At 73.6% G+C, this 17,453-nt stretch carries 12 protein-coding genes and 1 pseudogene; 9 read left to right on the top strand and 4 right to left on the bottom strand.

The window, feature by feature from the left end:
* Nucleotides 1-10: 10 nt before the first annotated feature.
* The 8 genes and pseudogenes from OP86_RS01540 to OP86_RS38620 all read left to right on the top strand — a co-directional run bounded on the left by OP86_RS01540 (nt 11) and on the right by OP86_RS38620 (nt 13,097).
* Complete coding sequence (locus tag OP86_RS01540) at nt 11-343, top strand: hypothetical protein (RefSeq protein WP_030057346.1); 333 nt, start codon at nt 11-13, stop codon at nt 341-343.
* The gene (locus tag OP86_RS01535; RefSeq protein WP_078653542.1) at nt 340-768 is read left to right on the top strand and encodes a GPW/gp25 family protein; all 429 of its coding nucleotides are present in this window, start codon (nt 340-342) and stop codon (nt 766-768) included. The genes OP86_RS01540 and OP86_RS01535 overlap by 4 nt, the downstream gene beginning before the upstream one ends.
* Nucleotides 765-3,974 carry a putative baseplate assembly protein gene (locus OP86_RS01530; RefSeq protein WP_033330605.1) on the top strand — a complete coding sequence of 1,070 codons (3,210 nt, stop codon included), beginning with the start codon at nt 765-767 and terminating at the stop codon, nt 3,972-3,974. The genes OP86_RS01535 and OP86_RS01530 overlap by 4 nt, the downstream gene beginning before the upstream one ends.
* The gene (locus tag OP86_RS01525) at nt 3,971-7,732 is read left to right on the top strand and encodes a putative baseplate assembly protein (RefSeq protein ID WP_033330603.1); all 3,762 of its coding nucleotides are present in this window, start codon (nt 3,971-3,973) and stop codon (nt 7,730-7,732) included. The genes OP86_RS01530 and OP86_RS01525 overlap by 4 nt, the downstream gene beginning before the upstream one ends.
* Nucleotides 7,729-9,948, top strand: coding sequence for a hypothetical protein (locus OP86_RS01520; RefSeq protein ID WP_033330601.1), 2,220 nt, complete (start codon nt 7,729-7,731; stop codon nt 9,946-9,948). Before OP86_RS01525 ends, OP86_RS01520 begins: the two co-directional genes overlap by 4 nt.
* Before the next feature lie 45 nt (nt 9,949-9,993).
* Nucleotides 9,994-11,409, top strand: coding sequence for a DUF6519 domain-containing protein (locus OP86_RS01515; RefSeq protein WP_051829536.1), 1,416 nt, complete (start codon nt 9,994-9,996; stop codon nt 11,407-11,409).
* A 373-nt stretch (nt 11,410-11,782) separates the two neighbouring features.
* A pseudogene (locus OP86_RS39085) lies at nt 11,783-12,387 on the top strand (DUF2079 domain-containing protein).
* Complete coding sequence (locus tag OP86_RS38620; protein ID WP_280921410.1) at nt 12,306-13,097, top strand: DUF2079 domain-containing protein; 792 nt, start codon at nt 12,306-12,308, stop codon at nt 13,095-13,097. Before OP86_RS39085 ends, OP86_RS38620 begins: the two are co-directional and overlap by 82 nt.
* 22 nt (nt 13,098-13,119) lie before the next feature.
* Here the strand turns inward: OP86_RS38620 and OP86_RS37645 are convergent, their stop codons facing one another.
* Both OP86_RS37645 and OP86_RS37640 read right to left on the bottom strand, forming a co-directional pair.
* The gene (locus OP86_RS37645; protein WP_245231763.1) at nt 13,120-13,608 is read right to left on the bottom strand and encodes a hypothetical protein; all 489 of its coding nucleotides are present in this window, start codon (nt 13,606-13,608) and stop codon (nt 13,120-13,122) included.
* Nucleotides 13,609-13,776: 168 nt separating this feature from the next.
* A complete protein-coding gene (locus OP86_RS37640) occupies nt 13,777-14,688 on the bottom strand; it encodes a glycosyltransferase (RefSeq protein WP_245231762.1) in 912 nt (303 codons plus the stop codon).
* Between the two features lie 176 nt (nt 14,689-14,864).
* On the opposite strand from OP86_RS37640, the gene OP86_RS01500 reads away from it, so the two are divergent.
* Nucleotides 14,865-15,161: a hypothetical protein gene (locus tag OP86_RS01500; RefSeq protein WP_167344184.1), complete on the top strand. Its 297-nt coding sequence runs from the start codon at nt 14,865-14,867 to the stop codon at nt 15,159-15,161.
* 353 nt (nt 15,162-15,514) lie between these two features.
* Here the strand turns inward: OP86_RS01500 and OP86_RS01495 are convergent, their stop codons facing one another.
* A complete protein-coding gene (locus OP86_RS01495; protein WP_157849636.1) occupies nt 15,515-16,576 on the bottom strand; it encodes a hypothetical protein in 1,062 nt (353 codons plus the stop codon).
* A 4-nt stretch (nt 16,577-16,580) separates the two neighbouring features.
* Nucleotides 16,581-17,450, bottom strand: a complete 870-nt coding sequence (locus OP86_RS01490; protein ID WP_030057334.1) for a hypothetical protein — start codon at nt 17,448-17,450, stop codon at nt 16,581-16,583.
* Nucleotides 17,451-17,453 lie beyond the last annotated feature (3 nt).

Raw genomic sequence — 17,453 nt, 5'->3', positions numbered from 1 at the left:
GGAGACTGTCTTGTCCGGAAAGCTGCTGCACGTCAATGCGACGGTGACCTGCCCGCACGGCGCCCAGGCGACGGCCCAGCCCGCCCAGGCCCGGGTGCTGGTCGCCGGACAGGCCGTCACCAGCACGGCCGACCTGTACACCGTGACCGGTTGCCCGTTCAACGTGGCGGGCAAGCCGCAGCCCTGCGTCACGATCCGCTGGGTGCTGCCGTCCGCCCGGATCCGGGTGAACGGCTCCCCCGCGCTGCCGCAGTCCGCCGTCGGACTGTGCCAGAGCGCCGAGCAGATCCCGCAGGGACCGCCGATCGTGACCGTCGTCCAACAGCGGGTGGATGGGGTATGAACATCACACAGCACTCCCGGCCCGGCGCCGAGCCGATCGCGCCGGTGCCCGGCCCGGCCCGGACGGACATCGCGTTCCCGTTCCGGAGCGACAGCCGCGGGCGCACCGCCGAGGCGGCGTACGACGACCATGTGCGTGACCTGATCGAGCAGTTGCTGTTCACCAGCCCCGGCGAGCGCGTCATGCACCCGGACTTCGGCTGCGGACTGCTCGACCTGGTCTTCGCCCCCAACAGTCCGGAGCTGGCGGCCACCCTGCAACTGTCCGTCCAGGCGGCGCTGCAACGGTGGCTCGGCGACGTGATCGAGGTCGCCTCGCTCGACGTGGAGAGCGAGGACAACGTGGTGCGGGTCGAGCTGGCGTACGTCGTCCGCCGGACCGGCACGCAGCGGCACGACGTGTTCGAGGGCGGGGTGACGGCATGACCGGGCCATCGGAGCTCCCGACCACCCAGTGCGGCACCGAACTCCGCCGCACCGACGTGCGCGCGGCGCACCTGCTCGGCCTGGACGGCGCCGAGATCAGCGACGACGGCCGCACGCTCACCGTGACCTTCCTCGGCCGGGCGCCGGGCGAGCTGGGCCCGGAGAACATCCGCGTCGACGGCGGCCGCCGGATCACCGGCCTGCGCGCCCTCGCGGTCGACATCGAGCGCGCGGACGACCCGGAGCTGGACGACTGGATGCACGTCACCCTGGACCGGGCCGGCGACACCTCCCGCTACCGGCTGAGCGTGGTCGAGCCGGACGCCTACGGCCGCCCCGGCACCCGCCCGTACCCGGGCTTCGACCCGAGGTACGCGAGCACCGGGTTCTCCTTCGGCGCGAACTGCCCCTCCCCGTACGACTGCCGCACCGAGGAGAGCTGCCCGCCCGCCGTCCGGCCGGCCCCGGTCATCGACTACACCGCCCGCGACTACGAGAGCCTGCGGCGGCTCGTGCTGGACCGGATGAGCCTCACCACCCCCGGCTGGACCGAGCGGCACCTGCCCGACCTCGGCATCACCCTGGTCGAGCTGCTCGCCTACACCGCCGACCGACTCGCCTACCAGCAGGACGCGGTGGCGACCGAGGCGTACCTCGACACCGCCCGCCGCCGGGTGTCGGTCCGCCGGCACGTCCGGCTGATCGACTACCCCGTGCACGACGGCTGCAACGCCCGGGCGTTCGTCGCCCTGACGGCGGACCGCCCCCTCACCCTCCGGCCCGGAACCTTCCGCTTCGCCGCCGTCGACGTCAGCCGGCTCGGCCCGCAGGAGCGACCGGAGCTGTCCACGGTGATCCCGGACGAGGAGCTGGACACGCTCGCCCGAACCGCCGCCGTCGAGGTGTTCGAGCCGCTCGGCGGGGCAGACCTGGTGCTGCATCCGGCGCACAACACCATCCGGTTCTGGACCTGGGGCGACCAGGACTGCGTCCTGCCCCGGGGGGCGACCTCCGCCGCCCTGCGCGACGACCGGCACGAGGCCGACCAGCCGGAGGCCCGCACCGGGCACCTGGCGCTGCGCCCCGGCGACCTGCTGATCATCGAGGAGGTGCTCGGCCCGCGCACCGGCGCGGCCGCCGACGCCGACCCCGCGCACCGCCAGGCCGTCCGGCTCACCTCGGTCACCCACCTGGTCGACGAACTGTACGAGCAGCCCGTCGTCGAGGTCACCTGGGCGCCGGAGGACGCGCTCACCTTCCCGGTCTGCCTGTCCACGCACGGCGGCAGCGACTGCGGCCCGATCGACGACGTGAGCATCGCCCGCGGCAACGTCGCCCTGGTCGACCACGGCCGCTCGCTCACCTTCTGCGGCGGCGCCCCGGAGACCTTCGCGGTACCGCCGGAGCCGGTCCGCGTGCCGCCCTGCGGGCCGGGCGAATCCGGCTGTGCGGACCGCGCCGAGGGCAGCCCCGCGGCGGAGGCGATCCGTGAACTGCTCGACCAGGCCCGCACCGGCCGCCAGCTCGGCCCCGATCAGGTCCGCGGTCTGTACGCGCTGCTCGGCGAGGCGGCGGTCCGCCGGTCCGGGCTGGGCATCCAGCTCGCGCCCGGCGCGAACGCGGAGGGCGAGGACGGCCGGGGCGCCGTGGTCGAGCCGCCCACGGCCGACGCCCAGGCGGCCGCGCTGGAGACGCTGCTCGACCAGAGCCGCTACCCCGTCCTGCCGCAGCCCTTCCGCCCGCTGCTGCGCTACGCGCCGGTCACCCAGGCGGCCGCCTACCCGGACCCGGCGCACGTCGGCGCCGGCCAGGCCGCCCTGCTCGCCGGCATTCCGGAGCGGGTCCGGCTGCGGCTGGAGGAACTGTGGCACCGGGTGGGCGACGGCCACGTCCTCTCCCGGGCCGAACTCGCCGAACTGACCCTGCTCTTCGGTGCCCAGGTGGTGCAGGAGCTGCACCTCGCCGACCGGCCCGCCGCCGGGCTGCGCGAGCTGCTGGCCCGCCGCACCCACCTGCTCGCCGGCAAGCTGCGCCGCCTGGAGGTGCTCACCGCGCGGGCCCGCTCCGGCGCGGTGCTCCGGCAGCCCACCGTCTGGGAGGTGGCGCAGAGCTGGGGCGCCCGGTACGCCGCCGGGCTCGACCCCGACTCCCCCGTGCTGGCCGGCCCGGCGGCCGGCATCGCCGTCCAGGACCCGCGCGCCGCACTGCCCGAAGTCCGGGCCGGCATCGCGGGCCAGGAGTGGACGCCCCGCCGGGACCTGCTCGCCGACGGCCGGCGGGACCGGCACTTCGTGGGCGAGCTGGAGGACGACGGGCGCCTCGCGCTGCGCTTCGGCGACGGCCGCCACGGCCTGCCGCCCGGGCCCGGCACGGAGCTGCGGGTCGCGTACCGCATCGGCAACGGCACGGCCGGCAACGTGGGCGCGGAGGCCATCAACCACCTGGTGATCTGCCAGGACCAGCCGCCCCGCTCGAACCGGAGCAGCACCGCCACCCGGCCGCAGGACGCGGTGCTGCTGGTCCGCAACCCGCTGCCCGCGGCCGGCGGTGTCGAGCCCGAACCGCTCGACCAGGTCAGGCAGCTCGCCCCGCTCGCCCTCAGCCGCACCCGGCTGCGCGCCGTCACGGCCGCCGACTACGCGGAGCTGGCCGCCGCCCTGCCGGGCGTCCGGCGGGCCGCGGCCGAACTCCGCTGGACCGGCAGCGTGCAGGAAGTGCACGTCGCCGTCGAGCCGTTCGGACACGCCGTGGCCGACACCGCCCTGCTGGAGGCGGTCGGACACGGCCTGGAGGCGTACCGCCGGATCGGTCACGACCTGGTCGTCCGCCCCGCCCTCCTGGTGCCGCTCGACCTCGAACTGCGGATCTGCGCCGCCACCGGCTACCAACGCGGCCACGTCCTCGCCGAGTTGCGCCGGGTGCTGGGCAACCGCACCCTGCCGGACGGCCGCCTCGGCTTCTTCCACCCGGACGCGCTGGGCTTCGGCGAACCGGTACGGGTCTCCCGGCTGGTGGCCGCGGCCGCCGCCGTGCCGGGCGTGCTCAGCGCCCAGGTGACCAGGCTGCGGCGGCAGTTCGGGCGCGACGACGACGAGCCGGCCGACGGGCTGCTGAGGCTCGGCGCGCTGGAGATCGCCAGTTGCGACAACGACCCCGACTGGCCGGAGAACGGCCGACTCTCGATCGTGATCGGAGGTGGCCGATGACCGGCCAGTGCACCTGCGGCTGCTCGGGCACCGCCACCGCGACCCCGGCCCCGGTGTTCAACCCGCCCGGGCTGGACGCCATCGCCTACCGGGTCGGCCACTACGGCGAGTTCCTCGACAGTCTGCTCGCCCGGCTGTCCGGCCCCGCCTACCCGGCGCTGCGCGACCTGACCGTCCGCACCCCGGACGACCCGGCGATCGCGCTGCTGGACGCCTGGGCCGTGCTCGCCGACGTGCTCACCTTCTACTCGGAACGGATCGCCAACGAGGGCTACCTGCGCACCGCCACCGAGGAGACCTCGCTCGCCCTGCTCGGCCGGCTGGTCGGGCACCGGCCCCGGCCCGGCGTGGCCGCCGACACCTACCTCGCCTACTCGCTCGACCACGACCCGCGGGCGGCCGAGGACCCGACCGTGGTCGTTCCGCGCGGCGCCCGCAGCCAGAGCGTCCCCGGCCCGGGCGAGGACCCGCAGTCCTTCGAGACCGCCGAGGACCTCGCCGCCCGCTCGGCCTGGAACGAACTGGCCGTGCTGCGCCGCCGCCCGTACCAGCTGACGCCCGGCCAGCTGAACCCCGGCGGACGCGCCGAGCTCTTCGCCGCCGGCACCGCGAACAACCTCAAGCCCGGTGACCGGCTGCTGTTCGTCTTCAGCGCCGACAAGGCCGCCGACCCGGTCCACCGGATGCTGCGGCTGGTGCCCGAGGTACGGCTCGACCGCGAGAACGACGTCACGGTGATCGGGCTGCCCCGGGACCTGCGCACCCTCAAGGACCTGCGCGCCGAACTCGCCGACTGGATCACCGTTTCCGAGGGCAGCCCGAACCCCCGGCCCGGCCACAGCCGGATCATCCAGGACTTCGACACCCAGGTGCTCGCCCCGCTGCGCGACGACCTCGACCGGCCGTCCGGGCCGCTGAGCACCCCGGCCGACTTCGCCGACCGACTCACCCCGGTGATCGCCCAGGCGGCCGAGGCCGCCGAGCTGGCCCGGTTCCAGCAGCCGGTGGCGGACTGGTTCGGGCACTTCGGCGAGGAACTGACCGGCCTGCAGGACCGCGCCCACCAGCTGGAGCCGCCGCAGGCCCCCGACCAGCCCAAGCCCCACCCCGCCGGCTCCGGGGCCGCCGACCCGGCCGTACGCGGACTCGGCTCGCTGCTGGCCGCGCTGCGCACCGCCCCCGCCCGGCCCCCGCTCAGTGCGCGGGACCTCGCCCGCGACCCGCAGCGCCTGTTCGCGCCCGGCTCGGACCTCGGCGCGCAACTGCTGTCCGCGCTCGACCCCCGGCTGCGCGACGGCCTCTACCCCGCCTGGCGGCAGGTCGACCTGACGGCGCCGCTCGCCGTGCACGAGATCCAGGCGATGCGGGTGGTCGCCACGCCGTTCGGCGCGACCGCGCCGCTCAAGCCCGTCTACGGCAACGACGGCCGGATCGACCGCTACGTGGACTGGCCGCTCTCCGGCAGCACGCTGGTCAGCGTCCGGATCACCTTCGACGACACCGGCACCGTCCCGAAGACCGCCGACTTCACGTACGTCGAGGCCGGCAGCCTGGTGCACAGCGGCTTCTCGCTGCCGTGGGACCACACCTTCCCCTTCGGGCCCGGCCAGGTCAAGGTGGTCACCACCGAGCCGCCACCACCGCCGCCGCACCTGCGGACCGCCGCCGCGCCCGCCCCGGAGGCCGGCGTCAGCGCCCAGTTGCTGGCCAAGCTGCCCGAACGCACGGTCTTCGTGTCCCGCCCGCAGGCCGACAACCGCATCCACGTGAAGGTCGACGGCGGGCCCGGCCCCGCGCTCGACTACCAGCTCGGCCCGGACCAAGAGAAGACCGGCGAGTCCGGCGAGCTGAACGTCCGGGTGCACCGCTACGCCGCCACCGACCAGTCGGCGCCGGCCGTCGAGGTGGTCTTCACCACCAAACTGCAGCCGGTCTCCGGCACGGTGCTCACCCTCGACGCCGTGTACGACCAGATCGCGCCCGGCAGTTGGGTGGTGATCCAGCGCCCGCGCAAGGGCCTCGACGGCGGCATTCCGGGCAGCCGTGACCTCGCCGAGGTCATCACCCGGGTGACGGACGTGCGCGTGATCTCCCGCGCCGACTTCGGCATCACCGGGAAGGTGACCGAACTCTCCCTGCAGCAGCCGTGGTTGGACGACCAGGACACCCAGCTCTCGCACATCCGGGACGCCACCGTCTACGCACGCGGCGAGTCGCTGCGGCTCGCCGACGAGCCGGTCACCGAGGACGTCCACGGCGACCGGATCGAACTCGCCCGGCTCTACGACGGGCTGACCCCCGGCCGGTGGATCGCGGTCAGCGGCGAGCGGACCGACCTCCCGCACACCACCGGGGTCCGCGGCACCGAACTGGCCATGATCGCCGGCGTCGAGCAGAGCGTCGACCCGCTCCTGCCCGGGGACACCGTCCGCACCACGATCACGCTCAGCGCCCGCCTCGCCTTCCGCTACCGGCGCGACACCGTCCAGGTCCTCGGCAACGTGGTCCGCGCCACCCAGGGCGCCACCCGCGACGAGGCGATCGGCAGCGGCGACGCGGGAGTCCCCGGTCAGCGGTTCACCCTCTGGCAGTCGCCGCTCACCTGGCTGGCCGCCGACACCCCCAGGGGAGCGCAGAGCACCCTGGAGATCCGGGTCGACGGGGTGCGCTGGCACGAGGTCGACAGCCTCGCCGGGCGCGGCCCGGACGAACGGGTCTACGTCGCCGCAACCGCCGCCGACGGCCGCACCACCGTCACCTTCGGCGACGGCGTGCACGGTTCGCGTCTGCCCACCGGCCGGGAGAACGTCCGCGCCCGCTACCGGATCGGCATCGGCGAGACGGGCAACGTCGGCGCCGGCCGGATCACCCAGCTCACCACCCGTCCGCTCGGCGTCTCCGCCGTCGTCAACCCGCTGCCCGCCACCGGCGGCGCCGGACCGGACGGACCGGGCCTGGCCAGGCGCAACATCCCGCTCGCCGTCACCGCCCTGGACCGGCTGGTCTCGGTGCCCGACTACGAGGACTTCACCCGCTCCCGGGCCGGCATCGGGCGCGCCAGTGCCACCCAACTCTCGGACGGCAGGCGGGAGCTCGTCCACGTCACGGTCGCCGGGGTGAACGACATCCCGCTCACCGCCGACTCCGACCTGATCCGCACCCTGCACTCCTCGCTCACCACCTACGGCGACCCGATGCTGCCGGTCGAGGTCGCGCTGCGCGAACTCGTCCTGCTGGTCGTCGCCGCGAGCGTCAAGGTCGCCCCGGACCACTCCTGGGACCTCGTCGAACCGGCGCTGCGCCGCGCCCTGCTCGACCGGCTCGGCTACGCCGGACGCCAACTCGGCCAGCCCGCCCACCTGTCCGAGGTGCTCGCCGCCGCCCAGGCCGTTCCCGGCGTGGACTGGGTGGAGGTCGACGCCTTCACCGGAGTGCCCGGCAGCCTCACCCCGGAGGGCCTGGAGAACCTGGCCGACCAACTCGCGCAGCCGCAGCCGACGGTCCCGGCCCGGCTCGCCCGCTTCGACGAGCAGCGCTACCGGGTGCGGGACGCCGCCGGCGAGACGCTCACCGACATCGCCGCCCGCAACGGCATCTCGGTCGCGGAGCTGCTGCGCCTCAACCCGGCCGTCACCGACACCCGCCCGCTGCCGGCCGGCCGCGTGGTGACGGTGTTCCGCGGCATCCGCCCGGCCCAACTCGCCATGCTGGCACCGAATCTGCCCGACACACTGATCCTCAAGGAGGTCCGGGCATGACTCGGGACCCGGACGGACTGCTGGAGCTGCTGCCGCAGTGGCACCGGCTGCGGGACGCCGAAGCGGGCGAGCCGCTGCGCGCCCTGCTGGCCGTCATCGCCGAACAGGTCGACGTCGTCCGCGACGGCATCGAACAGGGCTACCAGGACTGGTTCGTGGAGACCGCCGCCGACTGGGCCGTCGCCTACCTCGGCGACCTGGTCGGCTACCGGATCCTGCCCGGCTACGAGGAGGTGCTCGCCACCGGCCTGCACGGCGAAGCCTCCCCGGAGCGGACCGCGGCCCGCGACCGGCTCGCCGCCCGGCTGGCGCCCCGCCACGACGTCGCGAACACGGTCGCCAACCGCCGCCGCAAGGGCACGCTCGCCCTGCTGGAGGAGCTGTCCTCCTCGGTCGCCGACTGGCCGGCCCGGGCCGTGGAACTCTCCCGGCTGCTCGCCGGCACCCAGCCGGTGCGGCTGCTGCGCCCGGACGAGGAGCCGGCCGACCGGCAGCGGCTGAGCCGGGGCCGGCTGGTCGACGTACGGCGCGGCGCCGTGCTGGACCTGCTCGGCGGGCCCTTCGACGCCCAGGCGCACACCGTCGACGTCCGCCGGGCTGGCTCCCCCCGCCGCCAGGGCGGCTACACGCCGGCCGGTGTCGCCCTGTACGTCTGGCGGCTGAAGCCGTACCCGGTCACCCGGGCACCGGCCTACTGCATCGACCGGGCCAGGAACCTCTTCACCTTCTCGGTCCTCGGCAACGACGCCCCGCTGGTCACCCGGCCCGAGCCGGAGCCGTCGACCGCGCACCCCGCGACCGTCGACACCGTGCCGGCCCCGATCCGGCGCAGGCAGCTGGCCGAGCGCCTGGCCGACTACTACGGCCCCGGCAAGAGCTTCGCCATCTGGCGCGACGGCGCCCAGGAGCCGATCCCGCCCGCCGACATCGTGGTGGCCGACCTGACCGACTGGACGTACCGGCCCAAGCGCGGCCAGGTGGCCGTCGACCCGCTGCTCGGCCGGATCGCCTTCGGCGCCCGCTCCGCCCCGCGCCGCGGCGTCTGGGTCGACTACCACTACGCGTTCGGCGACGACACCGGCGGCGGCGAGTACCCGCGCGACCGCCCGGAGGCCCGGCACCGGACGGTCTACCAGGTCGGCCCCGGCCGGCCGTACGAGCGGATCAACGACGCCTACCAGCAGTGGCGCGACGACCAGCAGGCCGGCACCGCGGGCGGCTCCGCCGTCATCGAGATCACCCACAGCGGCGCCTACCAGGAGCAGCTGGACTTCGACCTGGAGGCCGACGACCGCCTCGAACTGCGCGCCGCCGAGGGCACCCGGCCGGTGATCCGGCTGCTCGACTGGTACAGCAACCGACCGGACGCGCTCAACGTCCGCGGCACCTGCGCGGGCGGGCGACTCGTCCTGGACGGCCTGCTGATCACCGGTCGCGGGGTCAACGTCACCGGGCCGCTCGCCTCCGTCACCCTGCGGCACTGCACCCTGGTGCCGGGCTGGTCGCTGGAGCCGCACTGCGAACCGCACTCGCCGCAGGAGCCCAGCCTGGTGCTGGACCACACCACGGCCTGTGTCCGGATCGAGCGCAGCATCCTGGGCACGATCCACGTCGTCGGCGACGAGGTTGACGCCGAACCGCTGGAGATCCACCTGGCCGACAGCATCCTGGACGCCACCGGGCCCGAGCAGCCGGCGCTGTCCGGGCCCGACTGCGAACACGCCTACGCGGTGCTGCACGCGCACCGCGCCACGGTGGTCGGCGAGGTGCACACCCACGCCGTACGGATCGCCGAGGACAGCGTCTTCACCGGGCGGATGCGGGTGGCCCGCCGCTCGATCGGCTGCCTGCGGTTCTGCTACGTGCCCCCGGGCTCGCGCACCCCCCGCCGGTACGAGTGCCAGCCCGACCAGGTCCGCTCGGCGGTGACCGAGCTGGTGGAGCGCGGCGAGCTGGACCCGGCGCAGGCCGCCCGGCTGCGCGAGACGGAAGCCCAACGGGTGCGCCCGCTCTTCACCAGCCTCCGGTACGGCACGCCCGGCTACGGCCGGCCGGCCGCCGGATGCGCGCCGGAGATCACCCGCGGCGCCGAGGACCGCTCCGAACTCGGCGCCTTCCACGACCTGTTCCAGCCCCAGCGCGAGGACAACCTGCGGGCGCGGCTGGCCGAGTACGCGCCGGCCGGCACCGACGCCGGCCTCTTCTTCGTCTCCTGACCCGCTCTGATCCTGGCCTGCTCTGATGAATTCGAAAGGGAAACCGTGCACGCAGACTTCTCACGTCTGACCTTCCGGCCCGGCAAGCACTACTCCGCGGTACTGACCCAGCAGGGCCGGGTCCAGCTCGACGCCGATGCCAACGAGCAGGCCGCGATCGAGCGGTACCAGCTGCGCACGCTCGCCGCCGACCTGATCGGCCGGCGCGGCGGGCCCGCCGGAGCGGCCGGATTCGCGATCGGCTACGTGCCGGGCAACCACGACGCGGACGACCTCACCATCGGCGGCGGCCGGTACTACGTGGACGGCATCCTGTGCGAGGCCGACCGGCCCGAGCCCGGCGCCGCCGTGCCCGACGACGGCATCTGGGGCGTCGACGCCCGGGAGGCGCCCGCCGGGTGGACGTACTGGGAACAGCCGGACGCCTACCGGGACCAGGACCGCCCCGGCGACCGGTTGCCCGGCGAGTTCCCGTTCCTGGTCTACCTGAAGGTCTGGGAGCGCAGCGTCACCGCCGTGGAGGACCCGGAGATCCGCGAGGTCGCGCTCGGCGCGGCGATGCCCGACACGGCGGCCCGGGCCAAGCTCGTCTGGCAGGTACTGGCCCTGCCCGCCTCGGAGTTGAGCGTGCCGGACGGCGGGGTGTCCCGGGTGCGGGAGGCCTTCGACGAGTGGGCCGAGACGCAGGAGCGGCCCGCGTCCTGGCTGGCCGCGCGTGCCCGGCGACCGGAGCGGGCGAGCGAGGACCCGTGCCTGGCGCATCCCCAGGCCGGCTACCGGGGCCCGGAGAACCAGCTGTACCGGGTGGAGGTCCACCACGGCGGCTCGGCCGAGGGCGGCGCCACGTTCAAGTGGTCCCGGGAGAACGGCTCCGTCGTCCTCCCGATCGCCTCGATCGAGGGCGTCTGGGTCGCCCTGGGCACGCTGGGCGACGACGACAAGCTCGGCCTCTCGGTCGGCGACCGGGTCGAGGTCGCGGACAGCGCGTACGTCAGCCGGGACGAGGCGGCGAACCTGCTCCAGGTGGAGGAGATCGACCAGCCGGGCCGCCGGGTACGGCTGTCCGCCGAGCCGGTTCCGGGGGTCGGGCGGCTGGCCGAGCGCCACCCGTTCCTGCGCCGCTGGGACCACCGGGCCCTCCGTGGCCGGGACGCCCTGCCGCTGGCCGGCGGCGCCCTGCAACTCCAGGAGGGCGCCTGGCTCGACCTGGAGGACGGCGTCCAGGTGTACTTCCGGCCGGACGGCGAGTACACCCGGGGGGACTACTGGCTCGTCCCCGCCCGCACCGCCACCGGATCGGTGGAGTGGCCGCAGAACGCGGCCGGCGAGGCCCTGCTCCAGGAGCCGACCGGGGTCCGGGTGCACCACGCCCCGCTCGCCTGGGTGAAGGGTCCGACCACGGTCGTCGACCTGCGGCAGACCTTCGCCCCACTGACGGCCTCCACCCAGCGCGAGGGCTGAGCCGGTGCCCCACGCCCGAACCGTGCGGCGCACGCTCGGCATCCTGCGGCCAATCGGTTGATTCTGCGCTGCCCGCGATATCCCTTCCCCGGGCGGACCGAAGCGTTGCTGAGATCTTGATGGGCGTCGGCCCCGGTGCATCGCCCGTGATGCACCGGCACCGGCCTCAACAGCGGCTTCCGGAAGGCGTGGTCATGCAGGCACCCCCCACCGACAGCACCGTCTCGCGTCCACCGCGGCAGTCCGGCCCCGAGCGGCGGGTCACGCAGCCGCACCTGCTGCCGCCCGTCGTGGGCGGCGCGTGGTGGGTCTGGGCACTGGCGGGGCACTCTTCGTCATCTACACCACGCTGTCCGTGCGGATCCACGAGCGGATGCTCTCCAACAGCTACGACCTGGGCATCTTCGAGCAGGTGGTGCGCTCCTACGCGGACGGGCACCTGCCCGTCTCCGAGCTGAAGGCGCCCGGTTTCCCCGTGCTGGGGGACCACTTCTCGCCCGTGCTGGCGCTGGTGGCCCCGTTCTACTGGGTCTGGCGCACCCCGGTGACGCTGCTCGTGGCGCAGGCCGCGCTGGTCACGGCCGGCATGCTGCCGCTGACCTTCTGGGCCCGCCGCACGCTGGGCTCGGGGCCCGCCGCGGTGATCGGCGTCTGTTACGGCCTGTCCTGGGGGTCGCCAGCGCGATCGGTTTCGACTTCCACGAGGTGGCCTTCGCCGTACCGCTGCTGGCCTTCTCGCTGACCGCGCTCGGCGACGGCAGACCGCGTGCCGCGGCGTACTGGGCGCTGCCGCTGCTGCTGGTGAAGGAGGACCTCGGGCTCACGGTCGCGGTGATCGGCCTGTTGATCGCCCGGCGGGGACACCGGAGGCTGGGTTCGGCACGGCCGCGGCCGGTGTGGCCGGATCGCTGCTGGCCGTCCTGGTGGTCCTGCCGGCCTTCAACCCGGCCGGGGACTTCGCCTACTGGTCGTACGTGAGCGGCGCGGACGGCAGCGGCCCGGACGGCGGACCGAGCGGGGGCACCGTCCTGGCGGGCCTGCTGTACAAGGTCACGGTCGGCCTGATCACCCCCGAGGCCAAGGCGACCACGCTGGTGCTCCTGCTTGCCACCACGGTGTTCCTGGCGCTGCGCTCCTCGCTGGTGTGGGTCGCGGTGCCGACGGTGGTGTGGCGGTTCGTCTCGTCCAACACAGTCCACTGGGGCACGGGCTACCACTACTCGCTGGTGCTGATGCCGATCGTCTTCGCCGCCTTCGTCGAGGCGCTGGCCGCCCGGCGCGCACAGGAGGGCAGTGTGCAGCGCCACCTCCTGGGCGCGGCGGCGATCTGCGTGCTGCTGCTGCCGCAGTTCCCGTTCTGGCAGCTGGTCCAGCCGTCCACCTGGCGGACCGACCCCCGGCTCGCCGTCGCCCGCGAGCTGATGGACCGCATCGCGGGCGGTGCCACCGTCCAGGCCTCCACCCTGCTGGTGCCCCAGCTCAGCAACCGCACCACCGTCGGCCTCTTCGGCTGGGGGCCCGGCCGGCCCGACTCGCAGTGGATCCTGGTGGACACCTGGACACCGTGGAACAAGCGCTGGCCACTGACGCCCGAGATCGAGCGGAACCGGCTGAACTGGGACCGCGCGCACGGGTACCGCGACGTCGCCGACGTGAACGGCTACGTGCTGCTCACCCGGACCGGCTGAGCAGCAGGGAGCACCGGCGGGTTCAGACCGACGCCGACGCGGAGCGCTCGGCGAACTTCCGGTTGGCGACGGTCTGTTCGCGGTAGGGGTGGGGCAACTCGGCGGTGGCGAGCAGACGGTCGCAGGCCGCCAGTGAGCTGTCCGCGTCACCGACCCGGTACGCCGCGATCGAGTACTCGAAGAGCAGGCCCCAGCGGTAGACCCAGGGCTCGGTGAACAGCCAGTCGTTCGGCACGTCGCGGTCCAGCCCGGCCCGGGCGAAGGCGTGCGCGGCCTGGTACCGGCCCATCTGGCGCAGCCGCGAGCAGAGTTGGTAGCAGGCTTCGAGCCGCTGCGGGCGACTCTCCCAGGCGCGCAGCAGGGCGTCCATGGCCGACGGCCAGTCGCCGCTCTCCGCCGTCAGTACGCCGACCTGGAGCAGCGCGTAGTAGACCTCCTCCTCCCAGCCGCCCATCCGTGCGCGCCGCCGGTACAGCTCGATCGCCTCGGCGGTGCGTCCGAGGTCGCGCATGGTCTGGGCGAGGTAGAAGACCGCGCGCGAGTTGCCGGGATCGCGCTCCAGGTCCTCCCGCAGCAGGCGGGCGTCCCGCTCGAACTTGTCGGAGCGGGAGCCGCCGTCGGCGAAGTGCTCGATGACCAGCGCGTCGAGGTCGGCGGGCCTGGTCCTGCTGACTCGTCGTCAGGTACTCGTGAGTGGAGCCCTCGTAACGCCAGTCGATGGAGCCGCGGACCAGCCGCTTGATCCGGTACTCCAGATCGGCGGCGTGGCGCAGCATGTAGGAATCGGCCGCCGGCGCGGGGAGCGGCCCTCCTGCCGCACCACCATGTCGGCGTCGATCAGCAGCAGGTAGTCGGCCTTCCCCCGGGCGTGCCGGATGTTGAGCGTCCGGTTGTGGCCGAAGTTCGTCCAGGGCTCCTCGTGCAGCTCGCCGGGAATCCCGTCCAGCGCGCGACGGATCAACTCCTGTGTCCCGTCCGTGGATCCGGTGTCGGAGATCACCCAGGTGTCGATGAGATCGCGCACCGATCCGAGGCAGCGTTCGATGACCTTCGCCTCGTCCTTGACGATCATGCACAGGCAGATGGTGGGCTTCCGGCCGCCGGAGCGGGACGTGCCGGAACGGGGGTTGTCAGGTCGTGTCACAACGGCCTCTCGGGGTGCGGGCGACGGGCTGCGGAGTCGAGCGCGGACCGGGCACGGCAACCGTGCCCCCGCATCAATGGCGGTCACTCGGCGGGTCAATCCATCCTGCCGGTCCCTGATGGATGAGGAGAACTGGGTGTCTTCACGCGGAACGCAGATCCCGAAGCCGGCGGTGCCCAACCGCCGCAAACAGCGCGCCGCCGGCGCGGCGCTGCTCATCACGGCCGTCCTGTCGTCCACGGCACGGCGTTCGCGAGCGGAATGCACGGCTACCATCCACACCTGAACCACCAGGTGTACGGCGGGCACGGCGAGGACCACTGTCCGCCGGGCGAGCACGACTCGTGGGGCGGCGACGGCGTCCACGCGATGGTGCACCAGCTCGCCGAGAAGTTCCAGAAGGACGGCCGGTCGTCCTGCGGCGACGGTGACAACCACGGCGGCCATGACCACCCGATCGAGTGCGTGGGCCCGACCGGTCCCACCGGCCCGACCGGCCCGGCGGGTACCAACGGCAACACCGGCCCGGCGGGTCCGACCGGTCCGGCCGGCAACACAGGGCCTGGCGGCCCGACCGGCCCGAACGCCGACGTGACCACCCGGTCGACCCCCCGGCACTCCCCTTGGGAGCCGCCCCCGCCTGCGGTGTGGCCGTCGCGGACCACGGCAACGACATCGCGGTGGAGACCATCACCACCGACGGCACGGTGTACCGGACCTTCTGCGACTTCGCGGCCGACGGCATCCCCGTGGACTGCGTGACCGGCAACCCTGGATGGGTCGCGATCACCGCCCAGCCCGCCAGACTGCGCTCCGGCGCCCCGCCCTTCGGCACCGAGGCGCAGTACCGCCCCAGCCCCGCCCAGGAGAGGCGGTCGATCAAGGTGATCTGGGAGCCGTTCGTCCGCCGTACCTCCTGACCCCTCGATCCCCGATCCCCTCCGACGCGCCCGCCCCCGGCCCCCTCGCCGGGGGCGGTCGCGTGACCGGACTTCGGAACCTGTGAAAGCAGGTTCCGCGCACACTGCGTCCGACCGCGCTGCCAGGACTCACCGGGCAGGGTGGCGCCGATCGCGTCGACCGGTCCGGGTGGGTATCGCTCACGACCGGCTTGACCCAGCCCAGGCGTTCTATCGCGGCGTCACCACGCTGGAGGGCTACGCCGAGGTGACGGATCGGAGCGGCTCGGGTGAGCCGCTCCGGGCCGGTGTGCCTGCCGACCTCGGCTCCTCGGGGTCTGGCGCAGAGCCGGCCGGCCACTCGACGGAAGCGGTCAGAGGATCGGTTCGCAGCCGATCGCCTTGCCGCCGGCGGCGAGGAACTGCTTCCACGTCCCTTCCGAGTCGGGGAAGCGTCCCTGGAGGGAGATGCCGGACTCCATCCGGAAGTAGGTGGGCCTGCCCTGGCAGGTCGCCACCACCTCCCTGTCCCGGATGGGCGAGCCCGCCCACCGGGAGCGGCCGAAGGCCGGTGGGGCGTCCTTCTCGTTCACCGGGGTCCGGAGCCGGGGCTCCGTCCCGATCAGGAAGGTGTAGCGGGGGCCGGGCTCCGTGTCCGGGGTGATCCGGCAGACCCACACCGGGTCGAACGCGGTGCTCACGCTCTCCCGGTAGCGCTTGTCCCCGGCGCCGCCGGTCGCGGTGGACCCGGGCAGGCCACAGACCGAGCCGCTGTTCAGCTCGTGCTCCTGCCCGGCCTCCGACAGCTTCTGCGGCGCGGGAAGCCGGGTCTTGCCGCACCCCCGGTCCGCCGCGAAGCCGTTCGCCGCCGACACGGCGAGTCCGGCGAGCTTCCCCGCCCCGGGCTGCGCACCACTCACCGAGCTGACCTCCACCCGCAGACCTCCGCCGCACTCTCCGGGAAGCAGTGCCCAGGCCCGGTCGCTGCGAGCCGCTCCGCTCGCACCACCGTTCGCCGAGGCGGCGAACAACGAGGCCCCCGAGTCGGCCAGGTAGGGGCCGAGGTCGTCCGCCCTCTTCACCTGCACGATGACGGACCGGTCGCCGCCGAAGACGCCGTGGCTCACTGTGGCCGTGCAGTGGTCGTTGCCGCTGCGCAGGCCGTCACCGGACGTCTTGGCGCTCACCGCGCCCGACCCGAGGGCGTCGTTCAGTGCGGCGGCGTTCACCATGCCGCCGCAGACGGTGTCCGGCCCGAAGGCGTTGCTCAGGTTGCCCGCGAGGAACGCTCCCGCCCCGGCCGCGACACCCACCACCGCCACCGCGGCGACCGCCGCCCGCACCCGCAGCGGCCAGCTGGTGAACCCACGCCGGTCCAGCGCCGTGTCGGCCATGCCGACCAGCCCACCGGAGCTTTCGCCCGTTCGTTCCGTCACGGGATCACGCCTTTCCGAAGGCGGCGTTGTGGGCCTGGGTGATCGATGTGTAGTAGTGGACGTTGGCCGAGTCGGTCAGTTGGCCGAGCAGGATGTCGCGCTGGGGCACACCGAACTGATCGGCCTTCTCCTTGAGCATGACCTGCATCTGCGACTGCCCCGTGGTGTAGAGGCTGCTGAGATCGCCCTGGGCCTTGGTGTCGATCGCGGAATTGACCTGGTTCGCCCAGTCGGAGGTGGCGACGTCGACGTAGCGCTGGGCGATGTCCCCCACGGGCAACCAGCTCGTACCCGGCAGCATGTTCGCGATCGTGCCGACGTAGTGGTAGTCCATCTTGGCTTTCCAGTTGACCTTGAACTGCTCGTCGGACTTGTGGTCCGTGATGGTGTCCGCCTGGACGGCGTCGAGCGCGCCGAAGGCCTTGCTGGCCTCGTTGACGAAGCTCTCGAACTTCGGATCCGGGCGCCCGTTGACGTCCTTGAACGCCTCGGGGCCGTACTCCGCCATGCGGCGAGCCACTTCCCGGGTCTCGGACAGGTGGATCAGGGAATACGACTCCGGGTCTTCGGCGGTTCCACGGATCACCCGGAGGAGCTGCTCGCGGGTGGTGTTCAGTCCGCCTGGCTCGGAGGGGCCCGGGAGGTCCTTGCTGAGGATGTCGTGGGTGTCCGCCACGTACTCACTGATCAGGCCCGCCATCGGACGGCGAAGAGCAGGAGACAGGTTGTTCTGGTTGCCAGCCTTGTCGTCTCCGAGGGTCGAGAGCGCCGTGTCCATGATCCGCGTCATCGTCGCGTCGTGCGGTCGGACGGGCGGCTGCGAGCCGTCGGGGTCGCGGCCGGTAGCGGCGGCCTCCAGTACCTGGCTGAACATTCC

The organism is Streptomyces novaecaesareae (genome assembly GCF_000716875.1).
Lineage (GTDB): Bacteria > Actinomycetota > Actinomycetes > Streptomycetales > Streptomycetaceae > Kitasatospora > Kitasatospora novaecaesareae.
This window is presented reverse-complemented; position numbering and strand designations above follow the sequence as displayed.